This window comes from Cryptosporangium japonicum (assembly GCF_039524755.1).
Lineage (GTDB): Bacteria > Actinomycetota > Actinomycetes > Mycobacteriales > Cryptosporangiaceae > Cryptosporangium > Cryptosporangium japonicum.
Map to the genome: position 1 here is coordinate 173,923 of NZ_BAAAGX010000007.1, position 25,328 is coordinate 199,250.

The window sequence follows — 25,328 nt, forward strand, 5'->3', positions numbered from 1 at the left end:
GGCGCCATGGAACTGGGTCAGTACATCGATGCCGTCCGCCACGAGCTCGCCCTCGCCGCGGCGGCCGGCGGTGAGGACGCCCGGGAACTGGCGGAGCGGCTCACCGCCCCGCTCGAGTCCGCGCTGCGCCTCGCGCTGCTCGACGCGCTGTCCGAGGCGGCCACCGAGATCACCCGGGACCTCGCGCCCGGGTCGGTGGACCTCCGCCTGCGTCAGCGCGAACCGTCCTTCGTCGTGACGCCGCCGCCGTCCGAGGCGGCCGGAGCCCCGCCTCCGGTCGCGCCCCCGGTGGCCGACGGCGAGGACGACGCCACCGTCCGGATCAGCCTGCGGCTGCCGGAGAACCTCAAGACGCGGGTCGAGCAGGCCGCCGCCCGCGCCGGCGTCTCGATCAACACCTGGCTGATCCGCACCGCCTCGGCCGCGGTCGACACCCCCACCGCGCCCCCCGCGGCCCCGGGCGTCGGCCAGCGCTACACCGGCTGGGTCCGATGACCCCCACCCGAAGGAGCACCGCCGTGCCTGCCTACGACACCCCGCAACCGATCTCCGCCGACATCGCGATGACCGCCGGCGAGATCCGGATCGTCGCGAGCGACCGCCGCGACACCGTCGTCACGATCGCACCGGCCGACGCGTTCAACGACCGCGACGTCCGCGACGCCGAGGACACCGAGGTCGACTTCACCTCCGGCCGGCTGACCGTGCGCGGCCCACGTTCGTACAGCCCGTTCCGCCGGGCCGGGACGCCCGACGTGACGATCGAGCTCCCGGCCGGGTCGGCGGTCGACGCCCGGCTCGGGGCCGGCGCGATCCGCTGCACCGGCCCGCTCGGCGACACCCGGCTCAAGAGCGGCGCCGGTGACCTCCAGGTCGAGGACGCCGCCTCGCTGCGGGCGTCGACCGGGTTCGGGGTCGTCTCGGCCGGGCACGTGGCCGGCGACGCCGACCTCACGACGGCCTCCGGGCGGCTCACCGTGCAGTCGGTCGGCGGGCGCGCCGGGCTGTCGAACAGCAACGGCGACACCTGGATCGGCGCCGCCGGCGGTGCGCTCGTCGTCAAGTCCGCGAACGGCAGCATCACCGCCGCCCGGACCACCGGCCGGGTCACCGCCAACACCGCCGTCGGGGACATCCGGCTGGCCGAGGTCGTCCAGGGCGACGCGACGCTCAAGACCGCCGCCGGGCGCATCGAGATCGGCATCAGCCGGGGCACCGCGGCCCGGCTCGATCTGCACACCGACTTCGGCCGCGTCGTCAACGAACTCGACGCCACCAGCGGGCCGGGTGAGACCGACCACCGCGCCGAGGTGACGGCACGCACCAGCTTCGGCGACATCGTGATCCAGCGTTCGGTGGAGGCGGCGTCGTGACCACCGCGATCCGGGTGAGCGGGGTGACGAAGTCCTTCCCGGGCCTCGACGTGCTGCGCGGCGTCGACTTCGAGGTGGCCCGGGGCACGGTGTTCGCGCTGCTCGGCTCGAACGGCGCCGGCAAGACCACGCTGATCAAGATCCTGGCGACGCTGCTCAAGGCCGACGGGGGCAGCGCGGACGTCAACGGCTTCGACGTCGCCGGCCAACCGGCGAAGGTGCGGGACTCGATCAGCCTCACCGGGCAGTTCGCCGCCGTCGACGAGATCCTCACCGGCCGGGAGAACCTGATCCTGGTCGCGCGGTTACGCCACCTCCCGGAGCCCAAGGCGATCGCCGACGACCTGCTGCGCCGGTTCTCGCTCACCGAGGCGGGCGGGCGGCGGGCCGCGACGTACTCCGGCGGGATGCGCCGCCGGCTCGACATCGCGATGAGCCTGATCGGGAACCCACCGGTCGTCTTCCTCGACGAGCCGACCACCGGGCTCGACCCGGAAGCCCGCCTGGAGGTGTGGCGCGCGGTCCGGGAACTGGCCGGGCAGGGCACGACCGTGCTGCTCACGACCCAGTACCTGGACGAGGCCGAGCACCTCGCCGACCGGATCGCGATCCTCCACCAGGGCCGGATCCTGGTGAACGACACCCTCGCCGAGCTGCGGAAGCTGCTCCCGCCCGCCGAGGTCGAGTACGTCGAGAAGCAGCCGACGCTCGAGGACGTCTTCCTCGCTCTCACCGCGAAGGACACCCCATGACCCTCGTGCGGGACACCGCCACGCTGCTCGGCCGGTCGCTGCGCCACGTCACCCGCAGCGTCGACACGATCATCACGACCACGCTGATCCCGATCGTCTTCATGCTGATCTTCGTCTACGTCTTCGGCGGCGCGATCGAGACCGGGTCGGGGCCCTACGTGTCGTACATGCTGCCCGGAATCCTGCTGATGACCGTCGCGTCGGGCATCGCCTACACCTCCTACCGCCTCTTCGGCGACATCCAGAACGGCATCTTCGAGCGGTTCCAGTCGATGCCGATCGCCCGCTCGAGCGTGCTCTGGGCGCACGTGCTGACGTCGATGATCGCCAACGCGGTCTCGCTCGTCGTGGTCGTGCTGGTCGCGCTGGCGATGGGGTTCCGGTCCGGGGCCGGGCTCACCGCCTGGCTCGCGGCCGTCGGCATCCTGCTGCTGCTGACGCTGGCGCTGACCTGGACCGCCGTCATCCCCGGGCTCACCGCCAAGACCCCGGACGGCGCGAGCGCGTTCGGCTATCCGCTGCTGTTCCTGCCCTTCGTCAGCTCGGCGTTCGTGCCCACCGACACGATGCCCGGCCCGCTCCGCGCCTTCGCCGAGCACCAGCCGGTGACCTCGATCGTCGACGCCCTCCGGGCGCTGTTCGCGCAGCAGCCGGTCGGCGACGACATCTGGACCGCGCTGGCCTGGTGCACCGGCATCCTGATCGCGGCGTACGCCGGCGCCGTCACCCTCTACCGCAGGCGCCTCTCCTGACGGATTCCTCCGGTTAGTGTTTGTACGACACAACCGTCCGCCGGGGAGGACCGATCGTGACCAAGCTGGAGGCCTCTCCGGGCGTCGGGCTCCGCTCCGAGCGCGGACCGATCCTGCTCGCGCTGATGCTCTCCACGTCGCTGGTGGCGCTCGACTCCACCATCCTGGCCACCGCGGTGCCCTCGATCGTCGACGACGTCGGCGGGTTCAACGAGTTCCCCTGGCTGTTCTCGATCTACCTGCTCGCCCAGGCCGTCACGGTGCCGCTCTACGGCAAGCTCGCCGACCTGTTCGGCCGCAAACCGGTGATCCTGTTCGGCATCGCGATGTTCCTGCTCAGCTCGGTGCTGTGCGGCTTCGCCTGGAGCATGGGCACGCTGATCGTCTTCCGGCTCGTCCAGGGCCTCGGCGCCGGCGCGATCCTGCCGATGACGATCACGATCGCCGGTGACCTCTACACCACCGAGGAACGCGCGGTCGTCCAGGGCTACATGGCCAGCATCTGGGGCATGGCCGCGGTCGTCGGCCCCACGCTCGGCGGGGTGTTCAGCGAGTACGTCTCCTGGCGCTGGATCTTCTTCGTCAACGTTCCGCTGTGCCTGATCGCCGTGGTGATGGTGCTGCGCAACTTCGCCGAGCGGGTCGAGCGCACCCGCCCGGCGATCGACTACACCGGCGCCGCCCTGCTCACGTCCGGGCTGACGCTGCTGATCCTCGCGCTGCTGGAGGGCGGCCAGCACTGGGCCTGGGGCTCGCCGGCCGGCCTCGGGATCGTCGCGCTCGGCGTCGCCCTGCTGGTGGTGTTCGTCCTGGTGGAGCGCCGGGCCGCCGAGCCGGTGCTGCCGCTCTGGGTGTTCCGCCGCCGGCTGCTGGTCACCAGCGGACTGATCTCGCTGGCGCTCGGCGCGGTGCTGTTCGGCCTCACCTCCTACGTCCCCACCTACGTGCAGGAGGCTCTCGGGCACGGCCCGCTGGTCGCCGGGTTCGCGCTGGCCACGCTGACGATCGGGTGGCCGCTCGCGGCGTCGAACTCGGGCCGGATCTACCTGCGGTTCGGGTTCCGGGTGTGCGCGCTGATCGGCACCACGATCGTCCTCGGCGGGGTCGCGCTGCTCCTGCTGCTCGACGAGCACAGCAGCGTCTGGTTCGTCGCCGCCGGCTGCTTCGTCATCGGCGCGGGGATGGGGCTCACCGCCAGCCCGACGCTGATCGCGGCCCAGTCCAGCGTCGGCTGGCACGAACGGGGCGTCGTCACCGCGAACAACCTGTTCCTGCGTTCGATGGGCAGCGCGGTCGGCACCGCGGCGTTCGGCGCGTTGGTCAACGCGGTCCTCGGGGCGCACACCCGTACCCCGGCGTTGCTCACCGAGGCGGTGGGGCGCATCGTCGTCGTGTTCGTCGGCCTCGCGGTCGTCATGCTGATCGCCGCGGCGGCGCTCCCCGGACGGGCGAGCGAACCCGTGTGACCAGTGTGGTTGCTTTTCACCGCAATCCACAACAGAATCGCGCGATGCGCAGCGATCAGTCCGAGACCGACGTCGTCGATGCCGAGAGGATCGACGAGGCTGACGCTCCGCCGCCGGACGACCCTCCCCCGCCCGCTCCGCCCACCGGACGGGGCCGCCCCCGCGGGCTGCGCATCCTCGCCGTCGCCGTCGTCATCGGACTGGTCCTCACCGCGATCGGCGGGGCGGTGGTGTGGAACAGCACGAGGCTGCCGCCGATCCCGGACCTGTCCGGGACGACCCGGATCACCTACTCCGACCGCAGCCCGCTCGCGACGTTCGCGGCCGAGAACCGGGTCGAGGTCGGGTCCGACCGCATCCCCGAGCACCTGCGGCAGGCGGTGATCGCCGCCCAGGACCCGGACTTCGAAACCTCCGGCTCCACGGTCACCGGCGTGACCCGCGCGCTGCGCTACCTGGTCGTCGGCAGCGCGGGCAAGGAGCCACTGGCCGAGCAGTACCTGCGCAACACGATGCCGACCGACCTGGGCCGCCGCGTCGGGAACAGCAAGCGGGCCCTCCGCGCGGCCAAGCTCGAGCAGTCGATGAGCAAGGCCGACATCCTCACCGGCTACCTGAACACGATCTACCTGGGCCGGGGCGCCTGGGGTGTGCAGAGCGCCGCGCAGGCGTACTTCGGCAAGGACGTCGAGGCGTTGAGCGTCGAGGAGAGCGCCGTGATCGCGGCGGCCATCGACGAACCGAGCCGCTCCGACCCGTCCGGCAACCCCGAGGCCGCCCGCACCCGGTGGAGCACCGTCCTCGACGCGATGGTCGACGCCGGGTCCCTGGACCGGGCCGCGCGCACCTCGATGCGGTTCCCCGCGGTCCTGGCCGCGCCGAAGCGCGCCGAGTGGCGGGCCGGGTCCACCGGTGTGCTGGGGCAGCGGATCGAGACCGAGCTGAAGAAGCTCGGCTTCTCCTCGGCCGACATCAACACCGGCGGGCTCACCGTGACCACGACGATCAGCCGGGCGGCGCAGAAAGCGGCGACCGAAGCCGCCCAGCGCCACGTCCGCGGCGAGGAGGCCGCGGTCGTCTCGCTCGAACCGAGGACCGGCGCCGTGCGCGCCTACTACGGCGGCGCGCGGGGCTACGGCAACCTCGACCAGGCCTCGAGCGGCGCGCCGCACCCGGCGGCCGCGACGTTCCAGCCGTTCGTGCTGGCCACCGCGGTGAAGAACGGCTACGGCATCGACTCGGTGTGGAACGGCACCACCGGGCAGAAGTACGAGGACCTCGCGAAGCCGCTGACCAACAGCGCCTCCTGCGGTCCGCGGTGCACGCTCACCACCGCCACCGTGCAGTCGGTCGAGTCGGTGTTCTGGGGCGCGACGCTGACCAACGGCGCGACCACGGTCGCCCGGGACGCGGCGAAGGCCGGCATCCGGACGCTGGACGACACCCCCGCCACCGACACGAAGGTCGACGGTTCGCTCGCGCTCGGCCGGTACGGGGTGTCGGTGCTCGACCAGGCGTCGGCCTACGCCACGTTCGCGGCCGGCGGCGTCCACCACGAGCCGTACTTCATCGACCAGGTCGTCGACGCGGACGGGCGGACCGTGCTCTACGACCGGGCGCAGAACCAGGCCGAGCCGGTGGCGGCGTTCGAGAGCGCGGTCGGCCGGGACGTCTCCTACGTCCTGCAGCAGTCCTACGCGGCCGACCCGAACCTGCGCCTGGGCCGCCCGGCGGCGGCCAAGTCCGGCGGGCAGCGCTACGGCAGCTCGTCCGACGCCTGGGTGGTCGGGTACACGCCGCAGCTGGTCACCGCCGTCTGGGCCGGGAAGGGCGAGAGCAGCACGATCCCGCCGGCCGAGCGCGTGAACGGCACGATCGACGTGCGCGGCTCCGGGGTGCCGGGCACGGTCTGGCGCGAGGTCATGACGTCGGCGCTGAAGGGCACCACGGCGGAGAGTTTCCCGCCGCCGGTGCGGGCGGGTTCCCGGCCGGGCAACGCGCGCTAGGCGCGTTCGTGGGGCGCGTTCGTGGGGCGCGTTCGTGGGGCGCCTTCGTGGGGCGCGTTCGTGGGACGTGTTCCCGGGCGCGTTCCGGGCGCGTCCCGGGCGCGTTCCTGGGGCGGGGGCGTCCCTGGGCGCGGTCTCGGCGCGGGCTTCACGCGCGGGCGTGGGCGGGTCAGGCGCGGCGCTGGGCGCGGGCCACGACGGCGGTGGCGACGTCGCGCAGTTTGCGGTTCGTGTGCTGGGACACCCTGGTCAGCTGCGCGAAGGCCTCCTCCGCCGAGCATCTCCCCTCGGCCATGAGGACACCTTTCGCCTGCTCGATCACCGCCCGGGACTCCATCGCGGCGCGCAGGCCCGCGGCGAGCTCGGTCGTCGCCGTGAAGGCGTGCGCATTGGCGACCGCGATCGCCGCGTAGTCGGCGACCACCGCGACGAGCGCGACCGCGTCGTCGTCGAAAGCGGCCTTGTCCGTGCTGTACACGTTGAGCGCACCGACGACGTCCCGCTGCACCGGCAGCGGCGACGACAGGCTGCTGTACACACCGCACCCGGCGGCCTGCGGGGTGTACGCCGGCCAGCGCCTCTCGCTGCCCATGTCGGAGATCACCAGCACCTCGCCGCCCCGCGCGGCCTCCAGGCACGGCCCGTAGCCCTGGCGGTACTGCCGCTCGTCGAGGTCCCGGGCCCGCTCCCCCGTGGACGCCGCGGTGGTGGGGCGGTCGTTCACCAGCAGCGTGACCGACACGTCGGAGGCACCGGGCACGGCGTCGCGGGTGACCTCCGCGACCCGGAGAAGCACGCCCTCGAGTGGCGTGTCGGCGAGGACGATCCGGCTGAGCTCGGCCATTTTGTCGAGAACCACACCGGCTGTAGTGACCGATCCGGCCGTGCGTAACCCTCGCCGCCGAGGCGAATCCGGCCCCGGACGGCACCTCCCTGCTCCACGGTGGAACTCCTCGCCGATCGCGCGCGACTGAACGGCCGGCGCCGGTCCCACTCAGACGAACGCGGAGACCACGCCGACGACCATGACGACGCCGAGGAGCACGCCGACCGTCTGCCAGAGCCAGGGCTGCAGGACGGTGAAGTCGCGCCGGAGCAGCCCCACGGCGAGCAGCAGCAGCGTCGCCATCGTGACCGCGCCCCAGATCGCGATCCGCTGGCCGGCCCAGGCCGTGAGGCCCTCGAGGCCGGCGACGATCACCAGCCAGGCGATGCCGGTTCTCGCCGCGTCACGCATTGCCGCACCTCCTGCTCGGGTCCGTCCGCGTTGTCCATGGTGGCGGTAGACGGCGATCACTGTCTGTCCGCCGGGCGACGGTCCGTTCGTGCCCCGGGAGTCGGATGGCCGTCGCCACCGCGACCCCGGTTGCGCGTGGGTCCGAGAATCGCGAATGGACGGACGGCAGGCGTCCGTGGACCGGGGAAGGGGTGGCCCGTGCCGATCGACGCCCCTCGGGTCCGGTCGCGCGCGGACTGGTTCGTCGCCGCCGGGGTCGTGTTCGTCGTCAGCGTGCTGAGCGGGGGTGCGCTCGGGCTGGTGGCCGCGTCGAGCCCCGGGCTCGAGTCGGCCGCGGTTGTCGCCCGGTCGTCCGGCGGCCGCGTCGACGTGCGGCTGGAGCCCGGCCGCGGGTACGACGTCCTGCTGCCCGAGGACACGGCGTCGGCCGGGAGCTGCGTGGTCGCCCCCGCGGACGGGGTCCAGCGCCGCCGGTCCGGTGCGGGCGTCTCCCGGCTGGTGCTCGAGGGCACGACCTGGGTGGCCCGGAACGAGGTGACGGTCCGCGTCGCCGGCACCTACGGCGTCACGTGCGGGCGGAACGCGTTCCTCGTCACCGACGACACGCGCCGGACGTCACCGGCCGACGTCTACTTCGACACCGGGGCCGCCGCGCTCGGGTTCGCCGGGGTCGCGCTCGCCGGCCTGCCGGCGGGCACGGTCGTCGTGCTGCGCGCCCGCCGCCGGGGCCGCGGCCCGGTCAGTGCGCGTTCTTGATGACGAAGTACGAGCCGCGGATCGTGCCGGCCAGCTTCGACTTCTGGCGGGCGAACTTGAACGACGAGAGTTCCTCGGGAACGTCCATCCCGTCCGCGAGCTTGAACCCGACCGCGCGCTTGCCGCCGTCGTCGAGGGTGTACATCACGTTGATCGAGAGGCCGCTCTCGTAGAACACGTACGCCATGCGGATGTTCTCGACCTGGAACCGCGTCGCCTCGAGCGGGCGCGACGCGATGACCAGGCCGCGCTCGTCGGCGAGGATGCCGTGCACCTCCGCGTGTTCACCGGACAGCGTAGGTGCCGACGGTCACCCGCGGACGGCCGACACGGCCATCGTCGTGGCCAGGTCGAGCAGGGCCGGGCGGGACACCGACGGCGGGCGTTGCAGCGCGATGCGCAGGCACGACGAGACCAGCACGCCCATCGCGAGGAACACGATCGCGTCGAGCTCGTCGGGCGAGGCGTCCGGGCGGTGGCGGCGGGGCAGGACGGTGGCCAGCGGGTACAGGTCGGCCTCGATCGAGGGCAGCAGGTTCGCCGTGGTGCCGGCCGGGGTGGCGTCGGCGATCGCGAGGATCACCGGCCGGTGCCGCTCGAACGCCGACACCAGCGTCTCGACGATCAGCCGCACCCCGTCCTCGAGCCCGAGGTCGATCGCCCGGCCCACCGCGGCCATCAGGTCGACGCTGATCGCGCGGACCGTCTCCTCGCGCAGGGCGGCGAGCACGTCGGCCTTGTCGGAGAAGTACCGGTAGAACGTGCCGGTGCTGACGTGGGCGCGCGAGGCGATCGCGGTGGTCGTCAGCCGGGCGGCGCCGCCGCGTTCGAGGAGTTGAACGGTCGCGTCGAGCAGGTCGCGACGCATCTGCCGGGCGCGTTCTTGAACAGGCTGTATTCGCTGCTTGCGTGCCATGTCAGTGAACACCGATTCGCAAGGCGGAGAAGTGAATGGAAGGTGAGAATTCTTCACTTTAACCTCGGAGCATGATCCCCGAGGAGCTTCCGACCTCGGTGCGCGACCGCGACGAGGCGGCCCGGCGGTTCGGTGCCTTCGCGGACACGTACTTCGAGGCGATGTGGGCCGGCGACCCCCTCGCCGACGCGTTCGTGGCCGACTTCGACACGCTCGGTCACGGGGCCGGCCTGAGACTGCTGCGCACCGCGTGCCGCCACGGCGTCCCCGACGACGCGCCGGCGTCGCTGCGCGCCCTCTTCGACCAGCTCGAGGACGTCCCCGGCTGGGTCGACTTCGACGCGCTGGACGCCGCCACCGAGCACACCGCCAGGTACGTGCGCCAGTCCGGGATCGCGCTCGGGGCGGCGTCCCTGGTCAGCGGGTACGCCAACGCGGCGGCGTCACGGCCGCTGGAGATGACCGGGCGCTACCTGGACAACGCGGGCGCCCGCACGATCGAGGTCGCGTCCTGGCTCGCCGCGGTCTCCGAGAAGGGCGGTCTGGGCCGCTGGTCGACCGGGTTCGAGCTGACCGTGCGGGTGCGGATCATCCACGCGCTCGTCCGGCGGGCGCTCACCGGGCGCGACGACTGGGACGCCTCAGCTTGGGGTGTGCCGATCTGTCAGGCGTTCCTGGCCTACACGCTCGTCGAGTTCTGCCTGATCCCGCTGCGCGCGATGCGTGCGATCGGGGCGCCGCAGCGTCCGTTCGAGGTGGACGCGGCGTACGCGCGCTGGCGGTATCTGGGCCACCTGCTCGGCATCGACGAGGCCCTGCTGCCCCGCGACCGCGCCGAGCAGGAGCGGCTGGAGGAGATCTACCTGCTGACCCGCCCGCCGGTCGACGAGTACTGCCGGACGCTCGTCGCCGCGATCAACGCCGACTTCCTGGTGCCGGAGCTGGAGGGGCTGCTGCCGGGCCGCGCGCGACGGCTCGCGCCGAACGTCGTCCATGGGCTGGAACGCATTTTTGTCGGGGACGTGATCGCCGACGAGCTCGGGATCCCGCCGACGCGGGTCACGGCCGTGATCCGGGCCGTCGGGCCGGTGCTGCGCCTGGTCAACGGGGTGCTCGACCGGGTGCCGCCGGCGCTGGCGGCACGCACCCGCGCCGGGCAGCGCTACCAGGCCGAGCAGGACGCCCGGCTGCGCGCGAAGTACGACGTGCACCACGACCTGGTGGACGCCTCGCCGCCCACCGCGCGCACCCACCCCGCCCGTGCTTGATACCTAGAGCTACTATGCATCGCAGCTCTAGGTATCAGGAGGTGGGATGCGCATCACGAAGGACCTGGTCGCCGCGTCCGCGACCCCGTTGGTGCTCGGTATCCTCGCCGACGGCGACAGCTACGGTTACGCGATCCTCAAGCAGGTCAACGAACTGTCGAACGGGCAGCTGGAGTGGACCGACGGGCTGCTCTACCCGCTGCTCCACCGGCTCGAGCGGCTCGGGCACGTCGAGTCGTTCTGGGAGACCCCGCCCGGCGGCCGCAAACGCAAGTACTACCGGATCACCGGGCAGGGCCGGGCGGAGCTGGTGGAACAGCGCCGGCAGTGGGCCGCGGTCGTCGCGACGCTGCGCGGCGTGTGGGACTCGGCCCGGATGCCTCCGCTCGCGTGGGAGGGGGGACGGTGAGCACCGAACTGGAGACCCGCATCGCCGACTGGCGGGCCTACGCCGAGCGCCGCCGCGAGCTGCACGGCACCGACACCGACGAGCTCGAGGACCACCTGCGCGCGCGGATCACCGAGCTCACCGACGCCGGTCTGCACGACGACGAGGCGTTCCTGATCGCGGTGAAACGGATGGGCAGTCTCGACGAGCTGTCCCGCGAGTTCGCGCGGGAACACTCCGAGCGGCTGTGGAAACAGCTCGTGCTCCCGGCCGAGCCGGAGCGGGAGACACCGCGGCGCGAGTTCGTCGCCGCGCTGATCTGCGCGGTGATCGCCGTCGTCGCGGTGAAGCTGCCGGTGCTGTTCGGCGTCGGCCTCGACGACGACGCCGGTTTCTACGCCCGCAACCTCAGCCTGCTCGTGCTGCCCGCGCTGGCCGGGTACTTCGCCTGGCAGCGCCGGGTCCCGTGGCGCGTCGCCGGTCTGCTGGCCGGGGCGTTCGTGCTGGGCGCGGTCGCGATCAACGCGTACCCGATGAGCGACGACTCGCAGAGCCTGGTCGTCTCGGCCATCCACCTGCCGCTCGCGCTGTGGCTGGTCGTCGGCGTCGCTTACGTCGGCGGTGACTGGCGCGACGGCCGGTGCCGGATGGACTTCATCCGGTTCACCGGCGAGTGGGCGATCTACTACGCACTGATCGGCCTCGGCGGCGGTGTGCTCCTCGCCTTCACGGTCGGGACGTTCAGCGCCATCGGCGTCGACGCCGAGGCCGCGGTGTCCGAGTGGCTGCTGCCGTGCGGCGCGGCCGGCGCGGTCGTCGTCGCGGCCTGGCTGGTCGAGGCCAAGCAGAGCGTCATCGAGAACATGGCCCCGGTGCTGACCAGGGTGTTCACGCCGCTGTTCGCCGCCGCGCTGCTCGCGCTCCTGGTCGGCCTGGCCTGGACCGGCCGGCTCGACGTCGAGCGGGACGTGCTGCTGCTCTTCGACCTGATGCTCGTCGTCGTGCTGGGGCTGCTCCTCTACGCGATCTCGGCGCGCGACCCCGCGACCGGGCCCGGCTGGTTCGACCGGTTGCAGCTCGGGCTGGTGGTCGTCGCGCTGCTCATCGACGCGGTGGTGCTGGCCGCGATCACCGGGCGCATCACCGGGTGGGGCTTCACCCCGAACAAGACCGCGGTGCTGGGCGAGAACCTGATCCTGCTCGGCAACCTGGCCTGGTCGGCGTGGCTGTTCCTGGCGTTCGTCCGGCACCGGGTGACGTTCGCGGCGCTGGAACGCTGGCAGACGCGGTACGTGTTCGTGTACGCGGGCTGGGCCTGGTTCGTGGTGCTGGTGTTCCCGCTGATCTTCACGTTCGACTAGGCCTGGTTCGCAGGTTCAGGCCTTCGTGGGCGTCCGGCCTGTGGAACAGGCCTTAGCGGTGCTGCCAGCGGGGGTCGGGGCCGAACAGGGTGGAGAGTGCCGCCGTGCCCGCGGGCGTGACGCGGACCGCGCGGCCGGAACCGACCCGCGTGACCCAGGTGCGGCCGAGGAAGGCCGCGCAGAGAGCGGCACCGGCGGCGCCCGCGAGGTGCGGGCGCCGCTCGGTCCAGTCGAGGCACCGCCGGGCCGTCGGACGGCGACCCGGCCGCAGCGGCTCCCCGAGCGTGTCGGCGAACCAGGCCGCACCGGCCGGGGTGAGCGTGTCGGCGAACCAGGCCGTGCCGGCCGGGGTGAGCGTGTCGGCGCCCAGCAGGCCGGTGCGCACCATCGCGTCGGTGACGGCCACACCGAGCCCACCGGCCAGGTGGTCGTAGCAGGTGCGGCCACGGCGCAGCGCGGCGTCGGCGGTCACCGCACGCAGCCCGCGCGGCGCCGACGGGCCGGGCTCGACCCGGGCCGCCAGGTCCTCCAGCAGGTCGGCGACCGACGCGTCGGCCAGCGCCACGTACCGGTGGCGCCCTTGCCGGTGCTCGGTCAGCAGCCCACCGCCGACCAGCCGGTGCAGGTGCCCGGTCGTCGTCGAGCGGGCCACGCCGACGTGCCGCGCCAGCTCACCCGCCGTCCAGGCCCGTCCGTCGAGCAGCGCCAGGCACAGCGCGGCGCGGGTCTCGTCGGCCAGCAGCGACGCGATCGAGGCGAGTTCGCGGGCGGTGGTCACGGGGCCATTCTGCGCCCGCGACGGTTCGGCCGGCACCGAACGGTTGCGGGGCCGGCGGCGCCCGGTGCGGGCATTCTCCGCCCGCGACGGTTCGGGCGGCGCCGAACGGTTGCCGGGCTAGCGTCGCGCGGTATGAGCATCCTGACCGATCCGCGGTACGTCGTGCCGCCCGTGCCCGACGCGCCCCGCGGGGTCGCCTGGCTGCGTGCCTCGGTGGCGCGGTTCAGCTCCGGCGAGACGCACCGCCGGCGTCGCGCCCTCGTGGTCGCGCTGCTGGACACCGTCCCGCCGGACTCGCTGCGGGGCCGTACCGGCCACCCGGTGGCGGTGCTCGCCCGCGCGCTGGATCTGGACGCGCCGGTGGAGTGGGTGGCCGACGTCGCGCAGGCCTACCAGCCCGGCACCGGCGACGAGGCCCGCGCCGACGACGCCACCGACCGCCTGGTTCGTCGCCTGGGCGGCGCCTACGACGAGGCCACCGCGGCGCGCATCGGACTGTTGGTGCAGGCCTGCCAGGCCACCCTCCATCTGGTCGACCGCACCCGGACCACCCCGTTGGACGTCGTGCTCCGCGACGATCCACCGGCGCCGTCGACGAAGCGGCTGGCCCCGAACGGCGAGATCGTCCGGGTACCGCTGGCCGGCGACCTGGCCTTCGGCGCCGGCCCCCACGCCTGCCCCGGCCGTGCGCACGCGCTGGCGCTGGCCGGACTCCCGGAGGCCGCCACACCCTGACGACGGCGCCCCGGTGGGCCGGGGCGGGCTCCGGGCCGTGCGACCGGGCCGTGCGACCGGGCCGAGTGCCGCGGGACGGGCTCACGTGTCCCGGGATGGGCGCACGTGTCCCGGGACGGGCTCACGTGCCGGGGGGTGGGGCCGGACATCGCCGGATCGGGTCCGAAAGCGGTGAACGGGGCTCGGTGCCGTCGGAGGGGGCCGGAGTCGCCGGGATCCGCCGCGGAGGCCCTGTCCTTCGGGGCGCCGGGCGTCCGGCCCCCGACCCGGTCGAACGACTGCGGCGGACGACTCCGGCGACGCGCCGAGGAGGTCGGAGATCGGGTCCCCCGATGGCGGCCACCGGTGCGTGGGCCGGAGCTGACCGGGTCGACTTCGACGTGTCACCCGGGCGGCCCCGCCACCGCGCCATCTCCCTCGGGGTGACCCGGGCGCGGGAGCCGTCCGGGGACGGCGTCGGTCACAGCCGGGCTATGGCTGCCGCCGGGTTCTCGATCGCGTCGGCGACTATTCGGAGGAACTCGGCCGCGGTCTGCCCGTCGCAGACCCGGTGGTCGAAGACGAAGCTCAGCGTCGTCACCTTCCGGACCGTGATCTCGCCGTTCACTACCCACGGGCGGTCGAGGATCCGGCCGACGCCGAGCATGCCGACGTTCGGGGGCGTGAGGATCGGTGTGCTGCCGTCGACCCGGAACGCGCCGTAGTTGTTGAGCGTGAAGGTGCCGGCTGACGGCGTCGCCTCGCCGTTCCTGGCCGCGGTGGTGAGGCGGCGGATCTCCGCGTCGAGCGCGGTGGTGGTGAGGGTGTCGGCGTGCTGCACCGCGGGGACGACCAGGCCGTTGGCGCCCTGGACGGCGAGTCCGAGGTGGACGGTCGGGGAGAGCACCGTCTCGCGGCGGTCGGCGTCGAAGCGGGCGTTGAAGACCGGGTGCGCGCGGAGGGCGGCCACCGTGAACCGGGCCAGGTAGGCGAGGAGGCCGGGGCCGGTCGGGGTGGCCGCGCGGAGGTCGACGAGCGGGGTGGCGTCCACGTCGGCCCAGATCATGACGTCGGGGATCTCCCGCCGGCTGCGCTCGAACACCCCCGCGGCGGCCCTGCCCAGCGCCGAGAGCCCGACGCGCGTCTCCGCGTTCCCCACCGGCCCCGTGCCCGGACGAGCGGCCACCGTGCCGTCGACGCCCGGCACCGGAGTGGCCTGCAGTGCCAGAGCGTCCTGCGATGTGGGAGTGACCTGCGATGCCGCAGTGGCTGGCGATGCCAGGGTGATCTGCGGCGCCGGAGTGATCTGCGGCGCGAGGGTGACTTGCGATGCCGGAGCGGCCTGCGATGCCAGAGTGGCGGGCGATGCGAGATCGGCCTGCGCTGCCGTAGCGGCGTGCGCTGCCGTAGCGGCCTGCGCTGCCGTAGCGGCCTGCGCTGGAGTGGCGGCCTGCGCTGCCGTAGCGGCCTGCGCTGGAGTAGCGGCCTGCGCTGGAGTAGCGGCCTGCGCTGCCGGAGCGGCCTGCGCTGCCGGAGCGGTGTGCGGTGCCGCAGCCTCGGGGGCGGTGAGCGGCGCTGCGGCTTCGATGTCGCGGCGCAGGATGAGGCCGCCGTGGCCGCTGCCGCGGAGTGAGCGGAGGTCCACCCCGCGTTCGTGCGCGAGCCGCCGCACCAGCGGCGACACCACCCGCGGCCGCTCCCCCGCGCCCGCGCTCCCCGCCAGGTCCGCGGATGCCTCCGCGGCACCCGGAAGCGCACCCGGCACCCCGGCCCCGTCCACGCCCAGCGCCCCGGCCCCACCCGCGCCCGGAGACGCGGCCCCAACCACACCCGGCGCCCCGGCCCCAACCACACCCGGCGCCCCGGCCCCAACCACACCCGGCGCCCCGGCCCCAACCACACCCGGCGCCCCGGCCCCAACCGCAGCCGGAGACGCGGCCGCGGACACCGCCGGAGATACCGCCGGGGTTCGGGGGCGGCGATGGCGGCGAGGGCCGGTCTTGGTCGAGGTGCCGTACCCGACGAGGACGTTGCCGGACCCGGACGGCTCCTCGGCGGTCACCGAGCCGGGGGTCACCGAGCCGGGGGTCACCGAGCCGGGGGTCACCGAGCCGGGGGTCACCGAGCCGGGGGTCACCGAGCCGGGAGTCACCGAGCCAGTGGTCACTGAGCCGGCGGTCACCCCGTCAGAGGACCCCCCGTCAGAGGACCCCCCGTCAGAGGACCCCCCGTCAGAGGACCCCCCGTCAGAGGACACCCCGTCAGAGGACACCCCGTCAGAGGACACCGACAGCAACGGGTCGCCGACCGTGGCCGTGTGTCCTACCTCCACGTGCCGGGCCGTCACCGTCCCGGCGAACGGCGTCGGCACCTCCACCACCGCCTTCGCCGTCTCGACCTCGGCGACCGGCTGGTCGATCGTCACCGCGTCACCTTCGGTGACCAGCCACCGCACGACCGCCGCCTCGGTCAGGCCTTCGCCGAGGTCCGGCAGCACGAACGTCCGCGCGCTCACACCAGCTCCCACTGCAGGTCGTCGACGGCGTCGAGGATCCGGTCCACCCCGGGCAGGTACAGCGACTCGTAGGCCGGCGGCGGGAACGGGACGTCGAACCCGGTCACCCGCCGCACCGGCGCCGACAGCGACGAGAAGCACCGCTCGGACACCCGGGCCGCGATCTCCGACGCCACGCTCGCGAACCCCGGCGCCTCGGCGACGACCACGGCCCGCCCGGTCCGGGCGACCGACGCGCACACCGTCTCGTCGTCGAACGGCACGATCGTGCGCAGGTCGACCACCTCGAGCGACCGCCCCTCCGACGCCGCCACCGACGCCGCGTCCAGCGCCACCGGCACGGCCGGGCCGTAGGCGATCAGCGTCGCGTCGGTGCCGGGCCGGCGCACCACGGCCCGCCCCGGCGGCGGCACCGCGACGGACGGATCGCGCTCCTCTTTCGTCCAGTAGAGCTTCTTGGGTTCCAGGAACACGACCGGGTCGGTGCCGGTGAGCGCGGAGCGCAGTAAGCCGTATGCGTCCGCCGCCGTCGAGGGCGTGAACACCTGCAGCCCGGGGGTGTGCGCGTAGTAGGCCTCGGACGAGTCGCAGTGGTGCTCGACGCCGCCGATCCCCCCGCCGTACGGGATCCGGATCACCAGCGGCAGCGTGACCGCGCCGAGCGTGCGGTTACGCATCTTGGCGACGTGGCTGACGATCTGCTCGAACGCCGGGAACGCGAACGCGTCGAACTGCATCTCGACGACGGGCCGGAACCCGTTCATCGCCATGCCGATCGCCATCCCGACGATCCCCGACTCGGCCAGCGGCGTGTCGAAGCAGCGCGACTCCCCGAACTCGGCGGTCAGCCCGTCGGTGACCCGGAACACCCCGCCGAGCGGGCCGACGTCCTCCCCGAACACCACGACGCTCTCGTCGGCGCGCATCGCGTCGCGCAGTGCGCGGTTGAGCGCTCCGGCCAGCGTGATCTTCTCCATCAGGCGTCCACCTCCCGGCTCAGTTCGTCACGGACCAGCGCGGCCTGTTCACGCAGTTGCGGAGTCGGCGACGCGAACACCTGGGCGAAGAGCTGCCCGGGGTCGGTCGTCGGCGTGGTCTCGGCCCGCAGCGCGGCGGCGACCCGCTCGGCCTCGGCGTCGAACCCGGCCTGCCGGGCGTCGTCCAGGACGCCGGTCCCGCGCAGGTAGGCGGCCGTGCGCGTGAGCGGGTCCCGGGGGATCCACTCGTCGACCTCCGCGGCGACCCGGTAGCGCCCGGGGTCGTCGGCGTTGGTGTGCGCGGCCACCCGGTAGGTGTGCGCCTCGATCAGCTGCGGGCCCTCGCCGGCGCGCGCCCGCGCCACCGCGCCGGTGAGCACGGCCAGCAGCGCGGCCACGTCGTTGCCGTCGACACGTTCGCTCACGACGCCGTGGCCGACACCCTTGTGGGCCAGCGACGGCGCGGCGCTCTGCTTCGACAGCGGCACCGAGATCGCGTACTGGTTGTTCTGCACCAGGAACACCACCGGGGCGCGGAACACCGCGGCGAAGTTCAGCGCCTCGGCGAAGTCACCCTCGCTGGTGGCGCCGTCCCCGCACAGCGCCATGACGACGGTCGGCTCACCGCGCAGCCGCGCCGCGTGCCCGACGCCCACCGCGTGCAGCAGCTGGGTGGCCAGCGGGGTGGTCTGCGGCGCCACCCGGTGCGCGCGGGCGTCGTAGCCGGTGTGCCAGTCGCCCCGGAACAGCGTCAGCGTGTCCACCGGGTCGACGCCGCGGGTCACGATCGCCACCGCGTCGCGGTAGGTGGGGAACAGCCAGTCGTCCGGTGCGAGCACCTGGGCCGCCGCGACCTGGCAGGCCTCCTGCCCGTGCGACGAGGGGTAGACGGCCAGCCGGCCCTGCCGGACCAGCGCGTAGGCCTGTTCGTTGAAGCGCCGGCCGACGACGAGCGCGGCGTAGGCGTCGAGCAGCGCGGCGGGCGACGGGAAGTCGGGCCGGTCGCCACTGACCGCGACCCCCTGCTCGTCGATCAGCTGAACCGGGGACCGTGACGGGAGCAAGTGATCGGGATCACGTGTCATGAATAGATGCTCCACCGGAAGCCATTCGCACGGAACAGACCGGGGAATTGCGAGAAGATGTCACCGCCCCACCGGGAGATCCCAGCCATTCGTCCAACACCCACCCTCCGTCCGGAAGGCCCGCGAGACACATGGCCACCGAGCTCGACGACACCGACCGCCGCATCCTCGCCGCGCTGCGCGCCGACGGGCGGCTGTCGATCCGCACGCTCGCCGAGCAGATCCACGTCTCCCGGGCGAACGCCTACGCCCGGGTGGAACGCCTCCGCGAGGCCGGCGTGCTGCGTGGTTTCCACGCCGACGTCGACCCGGTCGCGGTCGGGCTCGGCACCACCGCCTACGTGACGCTCAACCTGAGCCAGCACCAGTGGCGCCCGCTGCGCGAACGGCTGCAGGCGCTGCCGGGCGTCGTGCACATCGGCCTGGTCGGCGGTGAGTTCGACGTGATCCTGCTGGTGCGCACCCGGGACAACGCCGAGCTGCGCCGGCTGGTGCTCGACGAGATCCAGAGCATCGACGGGGTGCTGAGCACCCGGACGTGGCTGGTGTTCGAAGAACTCGAGCCGACGCTACGCGCATGAGCGCATAATCGTCGGAAATATGGCTATTGTCGTGCCTTATGGGGCTCAGCCGACGTCAGGTGCTGTCCGCGTCGCTGCTGGCGCCCGTCGTCGCCCTGACCGGCTGCGGCTCCGGCGAGGGCTCCGGTGGGAAGCCGACCGGCACCGCGCTCTGGTACTGGCCCGGCGGCCTGTCCCCGGCCGTGCTCGCCGACGCGGTCAGGCGCTTCGCCCCCGACACCGCGCTGACCTGCACCGAGCACCCGGGCCAGTTCCGCACCGGCCTGGACGCCGCGCTGGCGAAGGCCGACGGAGTGCCGGCGATCACCGGCATCAAGGGTGAGGACCTCGCCTCCTACCTCCCGCGGGCCGACCTCTTCGTCGACCTGCTGACGCTCGGCGCGGACGAGATCCAGGACGACTACCTGGCCTGGAAGTGGCAGCAGGGCCGGGCCAACGACGGGCGGCTGGTCGGCATCCCGATCGACATCGGGCCCACCGCCGCGTTCTACCGCGCGGACGTGTTCGGAAGAGCCGGGCTGCCCGTCGCGCCCACCGACGTCGACGCGGCCATGCGGACCTGGGCGGAGTTCCGCACGCTCGGCGCCCGGTTGCGCCGGCGCCTGCCCGACACGTACTGGATCGCGAACACGATGACGCTGTTCGTGATCGCGGTGTCGCAGTCGGGCACCCGCTTCGTCGACGAGCTCAACCGCTTCGTCGGCGACGGCAACCACATCCGTTCGGCCTGGGAGATCGCGATCGGCGCCAGCACCGACGGGCTCAGTGCGCACGTCGACAACGACGCCCCGGAGTGGCCGGCGAGGGTGGCCGACGGGTCGATCGCGCTCTCGCTCGGCGCCGCCTGGCACGCCCAGGACATCGAGGGGGCCGCCCCGCTGACCACCGGGCAGTGGCGGGTCGCGACCGGCCCGGCCGGGAACACCAACATCGGCGGCTCGTTCCTCGGCATCCCGGCGTCGGCCGCCGACCCGGACCTCTCGTTCCGGATCATCCGGTGGCTGCTCGGCCCGGAGAACCAGGCCCGCGCGTTCACCGACGCCCGGCTGTTCCCGTCGACGCCGGCCACCTACACGATGCCGGCGTTGACCGTGGCCGACCCGTTCTTCGGCGGCCAGCGCACGATCGACGTGTTCAGCGATTCGGCCCGCCGCACCCGCCGCCTCTACGAGGCGCCGGCCGACGCGGCGCTCCAGGAGATCTACCTCGACGAGCTGCGCAACGTCGAGTACCGCGGCAAAGCACCGGAGACGGCCTGGCGCGACGCGCTGAGCAAGGCCCGCCGCCTGGCCGACGAGAGCGGCGTCAACTAGCGGCCCCGACTTAGCGGCCCCGACTTAGCAGCCTCGACTTAGCGGCCTCGACCAGCGGCCCGAACCGGTGGCCTCAACTCGCGGCGCCGACCGCGGCCTCGGAGAGCGGGCGGAGGTGGCGGGTGGGGTGGTCGAGCAGCTCCCGGTCGTGTTCGGCGAACCACGCCGCGGACGCCTCCGACGACCGCTGCCGCGCGATGATCTCCGGCGCGTTCTCCGGCGTGACGACCAGCGCGGGCACCTGCACCCACCCTTCCGGCAGGTCCGAGCCGTACCGCAGGTGGGCGGCCTGCAGGCGGCCGGCGATCAGGCCCTGCAGGAACGTCTCCCCCGAGACGAGCACCAGGTCACCGGCCGCGGCGGCGTGCAGCCCGTCGGTGCCGAGCCCGATCCCCGCCGCGGCCCACTGACCCCGGTACCGGATGCGTGCCCGCACGATGTTCCCGGCGTCGACGTCGCCGACCCCGACGAACGCGATCGCCCGCGGGTTCGCGCGCACCAGCACGTCCCACGCCTCGTGGTTGATCTCGGGTTCGAGCTTCGTGTCGAACGGCCCGATCACCCGCACCCGGGGGAACAGCCGGGTGAACGTCTCACGGAACCCGATCGCCCGCTCGTCGTAGGTCTGCACGCCGGGCGCGGGGTTACCCAGGATGAGCGTGCCGGTGACCCCGGCCGGCAGCCGGCGGGCGAGCTGGCGGGCCAGCAGCTCCCCCACCGCCCGGTTGTCGTTGCCCACCAGCAGCGGCACCTCGGAGCTCTGGGCCGGCGGGCACTGCAGCGCGACGACCGGCACGCCACCGCGGCCCAGGTCGGCCAGGGGCTCCGCGAGCAGCTCCGGGTTGAACGTGAACACCGTGTAGCTGTCCGGCGCCGGTGACCGGTCGGCCCGCAGCGCACGCAGTTGCTGGGCGGTGTCGGCGATCCGCGGCCCGAACTCCCGGTGCTGGACCCCGCCGATCTGCTTCACCCCGATCGCGAAGCCCCGGATCATCTGCTGCACGGTGGTCAGCTCGGTGCCGACGACGACGAGCGCGGCCACCGGCGTCCCGGCCGGCCGGCCGGCGCACGAGGTGACCGCGACGAGCGTCAGCAGCAGAGCGAGCGCGGCCCGGGTCACGTTCCGCTCATCGGCGTCGAACTGACGCTTTTCAGTCCTTCGGCCGGTGAAGACTCAGCCCGGGCCCCCCTCGGCCGATGGGATGGGGCGGAAGCGGCCGAGGGGAGAAATCCGCCGATGCGGATCGCGTGGATGCGCAGACGCGGCGTCGCGCGCGGGGCGGTGACCGCGCTGGCGATCGGCCTGTCGCTCCTCGGGGGCCTGGCCGTGTTCAGCACCCGCAGCTCGGCCGGCGCCATGGCCCGGATCGCCGACACGCAGGAACACAGCAGGCAGTGGGGCGACGTCTACCTCAAGATCAGCATCGAGTACGAACAGCTGATCGACTTCGTCCGGTCCAAGACCGAGGTCGGCAAGCAGCCGCTGATCTCGTCGATCGGGTCGGCGGAGGCCAACCTGCGGTGGCTGGTCGCCAACGGCGACACCGCCGACGCGGCCGAGGCCCGGTCGCTGCAGAACACCTACGGCGGTTACAGCTACACGCTGCGCGCGCTCGTCGACGCCGATCAGCGCGGTGACCGCGCCGAGGTGCTGCTCGACGCCGAGCAGGCCGCGCTGAGCGCCTCGGCGTTGCGCAAACAGGCCTCGGTGAACGTCGCACGCAACAGCCTGGAGATCGGCGCGGTGCTGCGCGACGCGCAGCGCACGAACCGGCGGATGCTGGTCGCGGTCGGGGCGATCTCCGCGATCGACCTGGTGCTCGTCGCGTTCAGCACGCTCGTGCTGCTCGCCTACCAGCGCGGCGCCGAGCGCCTGGCCGCCGAGAGCCGCCACCGGGCCACCCACGACAGCCTCACCGGTACGGCCAACCGCTCCCTGCTCCACGAGCACATCGACGCGTGCCTGGCGCGCTGCGACCGGGAGGCCGACGTCGGGGTGGCGCTCCTGCTGCTCGACCTCAACCGGTTCAAGGAGGTCAACGACACGCTCGGCCACCACGCCGGCGACCAGTTGCTGATCGAGGTGGCCGCCCGCCTGACCGCGGCGGCCCGGCGCGGCGACCTGGTGGCCCGCCTCGGCGGCGACGAGTTCGCGGTGCTGCTGCCCGGCGTCGCGGACCGGGCCACCGCGATCGAGCTCGGCGAGCGGATGCACGGCGCGCTGTGCGGCCCGGCCGTCGTCGACGACGTCACCGTGGCCGTGTCCGGCAGCATCGGGATCTCCCGCTACCCCGACCCCAGCACCGACGCCGAGAAGCTGCTCCAGCACGCCGACATCGCGATGTACACCGCCAAGCGCGGCCACCTCGGGGTGGCGTTCTACGACCCGGACACCGATCGGCACTCGGCCGACCGGCTGTCCGTGGTCGCGGACGCCCCTGGCGCCTGACCTAGGAGGCCAGGCCCACCTGCTGGGCGCTGTAGTAGCTGCTGCCGACCAGGACCTTCTCGTAGTTCGACTTCACGACCGTGACCGGCTCGAGCAGCGCCGTCGGGACGATCTTGACGCCGTTGTCGAACTGGGTGGTGTCGGTGACCTTCGGCGAATCGCCCTTGAGCGCGGCGTCGACCATGCTCGCGGCCAGCTCGGCCAGCTTGCGCGTGTCCTTGAAGACCGTCTGGTCCTGCTGGCCGGACGCGATCAGCTTGACCGACTCGATCTCGGCGTCCTGGCCGGTGATCACCGGGCGCTTCGCACCGGCGGCCTTGATCGCCTGCAGCACGCCCCGGGAGATGCCGTCGTAGGGCGAGAGCACCGCGTCCACGTTGCCGTCCTCGTAGTACTCCTTGAGGATCGTCGACATCCGCTGGCGCGCCACCTCGTCGCTCCACCCCTTCGTGGTGACCTGGGTGAACGCCGTCTGGCCGCTGCGCACGTCGAGGCGGCCGCTGTCGATGAACGGCTTGAGGACGCCCATCGCACCCTTGTAGAAGACCGAGGCGTTGTTGTCGTCGGCCGAGCCGGCGAACAGCTCGATCGTGACCGGGTCGCCGCCGCTGCGCAGCTCGAGCGCGTCGACCAGGTAGTTGGCCTGCAGCTGGCCGACACGCTGCCCGTCGAAGGTGGCGAAGTAGTCGACGTCCGCGGTGCCCTCTATCAACCGGTCGTAGGCCACGACCTTGACCTTGGCCTCGTGGGCCTTGGCGAGTACGCCGGAGAGCGACTTGCCGTCGACGGCACTGATGACCAATGCCTTCGCGCCGGCGTCGATCATGGACTGAATTTGCTGGATTTGCCGGGCGGGCTGGCCGTCGGCCACCTTCATGTCGGCGGTGTAGCCGAGACGCTCGAATTGATAAGTGAGGTTCTCACCGTCGGTAATCCAGCGGGCCTGGTCGTCCGTCGGCATCGAGATACCGATCAGCCCGCCGGACGTGTCCTCGGTGGCGTCGCCTTCCGACTTGGAATCGCCGCATCCCACGGCCGCGAGCAGCACCGCTACCACCAGTAATGATGCCCGGACTATCCGTGGCAAACCCATCGTGCTTCCCCTTTGAGCGGGCAGGCCCCCGTTATTCGAACCCAATGTGATCACGGTGTTAACGACCTGTTGGTTCGAATTGAGAGAAGGCCAACTGCCACTACGGTCTTGATCGATCCCTGAAACCCCTGTCGGTGCGATACCGTACATGATGGTGTAACGGGCTCTTGGCTGAGGAATAACAGTGCGACTGAGTGACTTGCAGGCCATCACGCATGACGACCTGTTGATCACCCGATTGGGTACACGCACAGTAGATACGCCGTTACAGGAATTGCTGGGGAACCGTCAAGAATCGGTCCATTACGTCACCGAGACCGACCGTGTCCTCCTCGACGACACGCTCGGAATGGCGAAGGGCCGGGTCGAACGGACCGAGGATCTTCCGGCGTTCAACCCGGGCGGGCCGCGGGCGAAGCTCTTCTTCGACCCCTCGGAGGTCACCGCCGCGATCGTGACGTGCGGCGGGCTGTGCCCCGGGCTCAACAACGTCATCCGGGCGCTCGTGCTGCACCTGCGGCACGCGTACGGGTGCCGGGACGTGCTCGGCTTCAAGAACGGCTACCAGGGGCTGGCCGACGGCTCCGACCCGGTGCGGCTCACCCCCGACCTGGTGCGCGACATCCACACCCGCGGCGGCACGATCCTGGGCACGTCCCGGGGCAGCCAGGACGCGGCGACGATGGTCGACACGCTCGTCGCGCACCGGATCGACATGCTGTTCGTGGTCGGTGGCGACGGCACGCTGCGCGGCGCGTCCCTGCTCGCGGACGAGGCGGCCCGCCGCGGTCTCCCGATCGCGGTGGTCGGCGTGCCGAAGACGATCGACAACGACATCCCGTGGATCGACCACAGCTTCGGCTTCCAGACCGCCTACGCCAGGGCGGCCGAGTCGATCACCGCCGCGCACACCGAGGCGAGCTCCGGGGTCAACGGCATCGGGCTGGTCAAGCTGATGGGCCGGCACTCCGGGTTCATCGCCGCGCACGCGACGCTCGTCGCGCAGGGCGTCGACTTCACGTTGATCCCCGAGGTGCCGTTCACGCTCGACGGGCTGCTGGCCGGCATCCGCAAGAAGCTCGCCGACCAGGGGCACGCGGTGGTCGTGGTGGCCGAGGGCGCCGGGCAGGACCTGCTGCCGGCCTCGACCGCCACCGACCCGTCGGGCAACCGCAAGCTCGGTGACATCGGCGCGTTCCTGCGCCAGGAGATCAGCGAGGGCCTCGGCGACCTGCCGTACTCGCTGCGCTACATCGACCCGGGGTACGCGATCCGGTCGGTGCCGGCCAACGCGTTCGACGCGGTGTACTGCACCCGGCTCGCGCAGGCCGCGACGCACGCGGCGATGGCCGGGTTCACCTCGATGATGGTCGGCAGCCGCCGCGGCCGGTTCATCAACCTGCCGATCAAGCTGGCCACGGCGACGAGCAACCACGTGGACCCGCACGGCGACCTGTGGATGGCCGTGCTCGAGACCACCGGCCAGCCGGTCCGGTTCTGACGCTCGCCCGGCCCGGCCGGCCCGGTCAGACCGCGGGGGCGGGGGGG

At 72.7% G+C, this 25,328-nt stretch carries 24 protein-coding genes and 2 pseudogenes; 15 read left to right on the top strand and 11 right to left on the bottom strand.

Annotation, left to right across the window (positions count from 1 at the left end; genetic code table 11):
- The first annotated feature begins 6 nt into the window (after positions 1 to 6).
- The 6 genes from ABD437_RS09270 (at position 7) to ABD437_RS09295 (ending at position 6,349) form a co-directional block, all read left to right on the top strand.
- A complete protein-coding gene (locus tag ABD437_RS09270) occupies positions 7 to 495 on the top strand; it encodes a hypothetical protein (RefSeq protein WP_344648351.1) in 489 nt (162 codons plus the stop codon).
- A 23-nt stretch (positions 496 to 518) separates the two neighbouring features.
- Positions 519 to 1,373: a DUF4097 family beta strand repeat-containing protein gene (locus tag ABD437_RS09275; RefSeq protein ID WP_344648352.1), complete on the top strand. Its 855-nt coding sequence runs from the start codon at positions 519 to 521 to the stop codon at positions 1,371 to 1,373.
- Entirely contained in the window at positions 1,370 to 2,125 is a 756-nt protein-coding gene (locus ABD437_RS09280; RefSeq protein ID WP_344648353.1) for an ABC transporter ATP-binding protein, read from the top strand. The genes ABD437_RS09275 and ABD437_RS09280 overlap by 4 nt, the downstream gene beginning before the upstream one ends.
- Positions 2,122 to 2,877, top strand: coding sequence for an ABC transporter permease (locus tag ABD437_RS09285; protein WP_344648354.1), 756 nt, complete (start codon positions 2,122 to 2,124; stop codon positions 2,875 to 2,877). Before ABD437_RS09280 ends, ABD437_RS09285 begins: the two co-directional genes overlap by 4 nt.
- Before the next feature lie 125 nt (positions 2,878 to 3,002).
- Positions 3,003 to 4,343 carry an MDR family MFS transporter gene (locus tag ABD437_RS09290; RefSeq protein ID WP_344648554.1) on the top strand — a complete coding sequence of 447 codons (1,341 nt, stop codon included), beginning with the start codon at positions 3,003 to 3,005 and terminating at the stop codon, positions 4,341 to 4,343.
- A gap of 44 nt (positions 4,344 to 4,387) precedes the next feature.
- On the top strand, positions 4,388 to 6,349 hold the full coding sequence (locus ABD437_RS09295) for a transglycosylase domain-containing protein (RefSeq protein ID WP_344648355.1): 1,962 nt from the start codon (positions 4,388 to 4,390) through the stop codon (positions 6,347 to 6,349).
- A 169-nt stretch (positions 6,350 to 6,518) separates the two neighbouring features.
- Here the strand turns inward: ABD437_RS09295 and ABD437_RS09300 are convergent, their stop codons facing one another.
- Together ABD437_RS09300 and ABD437_RS09305 are read right to left on the bottom strand one after the other, a co-directional pair.
- A complete protein-coding gene (locus ABD437_RS09300; RefSeq protein ID WP_344648356.1) occupies positions 6,519 to 7,208 on the bottom strand; it encodes a GAF and ANTAR domain-containing protein in 690 nt (229 codons plus the stop codon).
- Between the two features lie 135 nt (positions 7,209 to 7,343).
- The gene (locus ABD437_RS09305) at positions 7,344 to 7,586 is read right to left on the bottom strand and encodes a hypothetical protein (RefSeq protein ID WP_344648357.1); all 243 of its coding nucleotides are present in this window, start codon (positions 7,584 to 7,586) and stop codon (positions 7,344 to 7,346) included.
- Between the two features lie 198 nt (positions 7,587 to 7,784).
- Between ABD437_RS09305 and ABD437_RS09310 the strand changes: the two genes are divergently transcribed.
- Positions 7,785 to 8,342: a hypothetical protein gene (locus tag ABD437_RS09310; RefSeq protein ID WP_344648358.1), complete on the top strand. Its 558-nt coding sequence runs from the start codon at positions 7,785 to 7,787 to the stop codon at positions 8,340 to 8,342.
- On the opposite strand, the pseudogene ABD437_RS09315 reads toward ABD437_RS09310, so the two are convergent.
- Together ABD437_RS09315 and ABD437_RS09320 are read right to left on the bottom strand one after the other, a co-directional pair.
- Positions 8,326 to 8,616 (bottom strand): annotated as a pseudogene (locus ABD437_RS09315) (phage tail protein); the annotation flags it as partial. The gene ABD437_RS09310 and the pseudogene ABD437_RS09315 overlap by 17 nt on opposite strands.
- Positions 8,617 to 8,652: 36 nt before the next feature.
- Entirely contained in the window at positions 8,653 to 9,210 is a 558-nt protein-coding gene (locus ABD437_RS09320) for a TetR/AcrR family transcriptional regulator (protein ID WP_344648359.1), read from the bottom strand.
- A 119-nt stretch (positions 9,211 to 9,329) separates the two neighbouring features.
- Here ABD437_RS09320 and ABD437_RS09325 point away from each other — a divergent pair, with 119 nt between their 5' ends.
- From ABD437_RS09325 to ABD437_RS09335, 3 genes are read left to right on the top strand one after another with little or no spacing between them, the layout of a single operon-like run.
- Positions 9,330 to 10,526, top strand: a complete 1,197-nt coding sequence (locus ABD437_RS09325) for an oxygenase MpaB family protein (protein WP_344648360.1) — start codon at positions 9,330 to 9,332, stop codon at positions 10,524 to 10,526.
- 46 nt (positions 10,527 to 10,572) lie between these two features.
- Positions 10,573 to 10,935, top strand: a complete 363-nt coding sequence (locus tag ABD437_RS09330) for a PadR family transcriptional regulator (protein WP_344648361.1) — start codon at positions 10,573 to 10,575, stop codon at positions 10,933 to 10,935.
- Positions 10,932 to 12,275: a permease prefix domain 1-containing protein gene (locus tag ABD437_RS09335; RefSeq protein ID WP_344648362.1), complete on the top strand. Its 1,344-nt coding sequence runs from the start codon at positions 10,932 to 10,934 to the stop codon at positions 12,273 to 12,275. Before ABD437_RS09330 ends, ABD437_RS09335 begins: the two co-directional genes overlap by 4 nt.
- 52 nt (positions 12,276 to 12,327) lie before the next feature.
- On the opposite strand, the gene ABD437_RS09340 is transcribed toward ABD437_RS09335, so the two are convergent.
- A complete protein-coding gene (locus ABD437_RS09340) occupies positions 12,328 to 13,053 on the bottom strand; it encodes an ArsR/SmtB family transcription factor (protein WP_344648363.1) in 726 nt (241 codons plus the stop codon).
- 132 nt (positions 13,054 to 13,185) lie between these two features.
- Between ABD437_RS09340 and ABD437_RS09345 the strand changes: the two genes are divergently transcribed.
- Positions 13,186 to 13,788: a cytochrome P450 family protein gene (locus ABD437_RS09345; RefSeq protein WP_344648364.1), complete on the top strand. Its 603-nt coding sequence runs from the start codon at positions 13,186 to 13,188 to the stop codon at positions 13,786 to 13,788.
- Between the two features lie 460 nt (positions 13,789 to 14,248).
- Here the strand turns inward: ABD437_RS09345 and ABD437_RS09350 are convergent, their stop codons facing one another.
- From ABD437_RS09350 to ABD437_RS09365, 4 genes and pseudogenes are all read right to left on the bottom strand, one after another.
- Positions 14,249 to 14,974 (bottom strand): 2-oxo acid dehydrogenase subunit E2, encoded by a 726-nt coding sequence (locus tag ABD437_RS09350; protein ID WP_344648555.1) that lies wholly within the window; start codon positions 14,972 to 14,974, stop codon positions 14,249 to 14,251.
- Between the two features lie 387 nt (positions 14,975 to 15,361).
- Positions 15,362 to 16,294, bottom strand: a pseudogene (locus tag ABD437_RS43005) (biotin/lipoyl-containing protein); the annotation flags it as partial.
- Positions 16,279 to 17,259, bottom strand: a complete 981-nt coding sequence (locus ABD437_RS09360; protein ID WP_344648365.1) for an alpha-ketoacid dehydrogenase subunit beta — start codon at positions 17,257 to 17,259, stop codon at positions 16,279 to 16,281. The gene ABD437_RS09360 and the pseudogene ABD437_RS43005, both read right to left, overlap by 16 nt.
- On the bottom strand, positions 17,259 to 18,344 hold the full coding sequence (locus ABD437_RS09365; protein WP_344648366.1) for a thiamine pyrophosphate-dependent enzyme: 1,086 nt from the start codon (positions 18,342 to 18,344) through the stop codon (positions 17,259 to 17,261). Before ABD437_RS09365 ends, ABD437_RS09360 begins: the two co-directional genes overlap by 1 nt.
- A 131-nt stretch (positions 18,345 to 18,475) precedes the next feature.
- On the opposite strand from ABD437_RS09365, the gene ABD437_RS09370 reads away from it, so the two are divergent.
- Together ABD437_RS09370 and ABD437_RS09375 are read left to right on the top strand one after the other, a co-directional pair.
- Positions 18,476 to 18,925 carry an Lrp/AsnC family transcriptional regulator gene (locus ABD437_RS09370; RefSeq protein WP_344648367.1) on the top strand — a complete coding sequence of 150 codons (450 nt, stop codon included), beginning with the start codon at positions 18,476 to 18,478 and terminating at the stop codon, positions 18,923 to 18,925.
- A gap of 38 nt (positions 18,926 to 18,963) precedes the next feature.
- Positions 18,964 to 20,238 carry an extracellular solute-binding protein gene (locus ABD437_RS09375; RefSeq protein WP_344648368.1) on the top strand — a complete coding sequence of 425 codons (1,275 nt, stop codon included), beginning with the start codon at positions 18,964 to 18,966 and terminating at the stop codon, positions 20,236 to 20,238.
- A 73-nt stretch (positions 20,239 to 20,311) separates the two neighbouring features.
- Here the strand turns inward: ABD437_RS09375 and ABD437_RS09380 are convergent, their stop codons facing one another.
- Positions 20,312 to 21,358 carry a sugar ABC transporter substrate-binding protein gene (locus ABD437_RS09380; RefSeq protein WP_344648369.1) on the bottom strand — a complete coding sequence of 349 codons (1,047 nt, stop codon included), beginning with the start codon at positions 21,356 to 21,358 and terminating at the stop codon, positions 20,312 to 20,314.
- Positions 21,359 to 21,490: 132 nt separating this feature from the next.
- Between ABD437_RS09380 and ABD437_RS09385 the strand changes: the two genes are divergently transcribed.
- Positions 21,491 to 22,687 (top strand): diguanylate cyclase domain-containing protein, encoded by a 1,197-nt coding sequence (locus ABD437_RS09385; RefSeq protein ID WP_344648370.1) that lies wholly within the window; start codon positions 21,491 to 21,493, stop codon positions 22,685 to 22,687.
- 1 nt (position 22,688) lies between these two features.
- On the opposite strand, the gene ABD437_RS09390 is transcribed toward ABD437_RS09385, so the two are convergent.
- On the bottom strand, positions 22,689 to 23,735 hold the full coding sequence (locus tag ABD437_RS09390; protein WP_344648371.1) for a substrate-binding domain-containing protein: 1,047 nt from the start codon (positions 23,733 to 23,735) through the stop codon (positions 22,689 to 22,691).
- A gap of 229 nt (positions 23,736 to 23,964) precedes the next feature.
- On the opposite strand from ABD437_RS09390, the gene ABD437_RS09395 reads away from it, so the two are divergent.
- A complete protein-coding gene (locus tag ABD437_RS09395; protein WP_344648372.1) occupies positions 23,965 to 25,281 on the top strand; it encodes an ATP-dependent 6-phosphofructokinase in 1,317 nt (438 codons plus the stop codon).
- The last annotated feature ends 47 nt before the right edge of the window (positions 25,282 to 25,328 follow it).

Coding starts and splice junctions, on each gene's coding strand:
- ABD437_RS09270 (WP_344648351.1), top strand. CDS start 7: ATGGAACTGGGTCAGTACATCGATGCCGTCCGCCACGAGCTCGCCCTC.
- ABD437_RS09295 (WP_344648355.1), top strand. CDS start 4,388: ATGCGCAGCGATCAGTCCGAGACCGACGTCGTCGATGCCGAGAGGATC.
- ABD437_RS09365 (WP_344648366.1), bottom strand. CDS start 18,344: ATGACACGTGATCCCGATCACTTGCTCCCGTCACGGTCCCCGGTTCAG.
- ABD437_RS09285 (WP_344648354.1), top strand. CDS start 2,122: ATGACCCTCGTGCGGGACACCGCCACGCTGCTCGGCCGGTCGCTGCGC.
- ABD437_RS09385 (WP_344648370.1), top strand. CDS start 21,491: ATGCGCAGACGCGGCGTCGCGCGCGGGGCGGTGACCGCGCTGGCGATC.
- ABD437_RS09345 (WP_344648364.1), top strand. CDS start 13,186: ATGAGCATCCTGACCGATCCGCGGTACGTCGTGCCGCCCGTGCCCGAC.
- ABD437_RS09305 (WP_344648357.1), bottom strand. CDS start 7,586: ATGCGTGACGCGGCGAGAACCGGCATCGCCTGGCTGGTGATCGTCGCC.
- ABD437_RS09320 (WP_344648359.1), bottom strand. CDS start 9,210: ATGCGTCGCGACCTGCTCGACGCGACCGTTCAACTCCTCGAACGCGGC.
- ABD437_RS09330 (WP_344648361.1), top strand. CDS start 10,573: ATGCGCATCACGAAGGACCTGGTCGCCGCGTCCGCGACCCCGTTGGTG.
- ABD437_RS09360 (WP_344648365.1), bottom strand. CDS start 17,259: ATGGAGAAGATCACGCTGGCCGGAGCGCTCAACCGCGCACTGCGCGAC.
- ABD437_RS09290 (WP_344648554.1), top strand. CDS start 3,003: ATGCTCTCCACGTCGCTGGTGGCGCTCGACTCCACCATCCTGGCCACC.
- ABD437_RS09375 (WP_344648368.1), top strand. CDS start 18,964: ATGGGGCTCAGCCGACGTCAGGTGCTGTCCGCGTCGCTGCTGGCGCCC.
- ABD437_RS09325 (WP_344648360.1), top strand. CDS start 9,330: ATGATCCCCGAGGAGCTTCCGACCTCGGTGCGCGACCGCGACGAGGCG.
- ABD437_RS09370 (WP_344648367.1), top strand. CDS start 18,476: ATGGCCACCGAGCTCGACGACACCGACCGCCGCATCCTCGCCGCGCTG.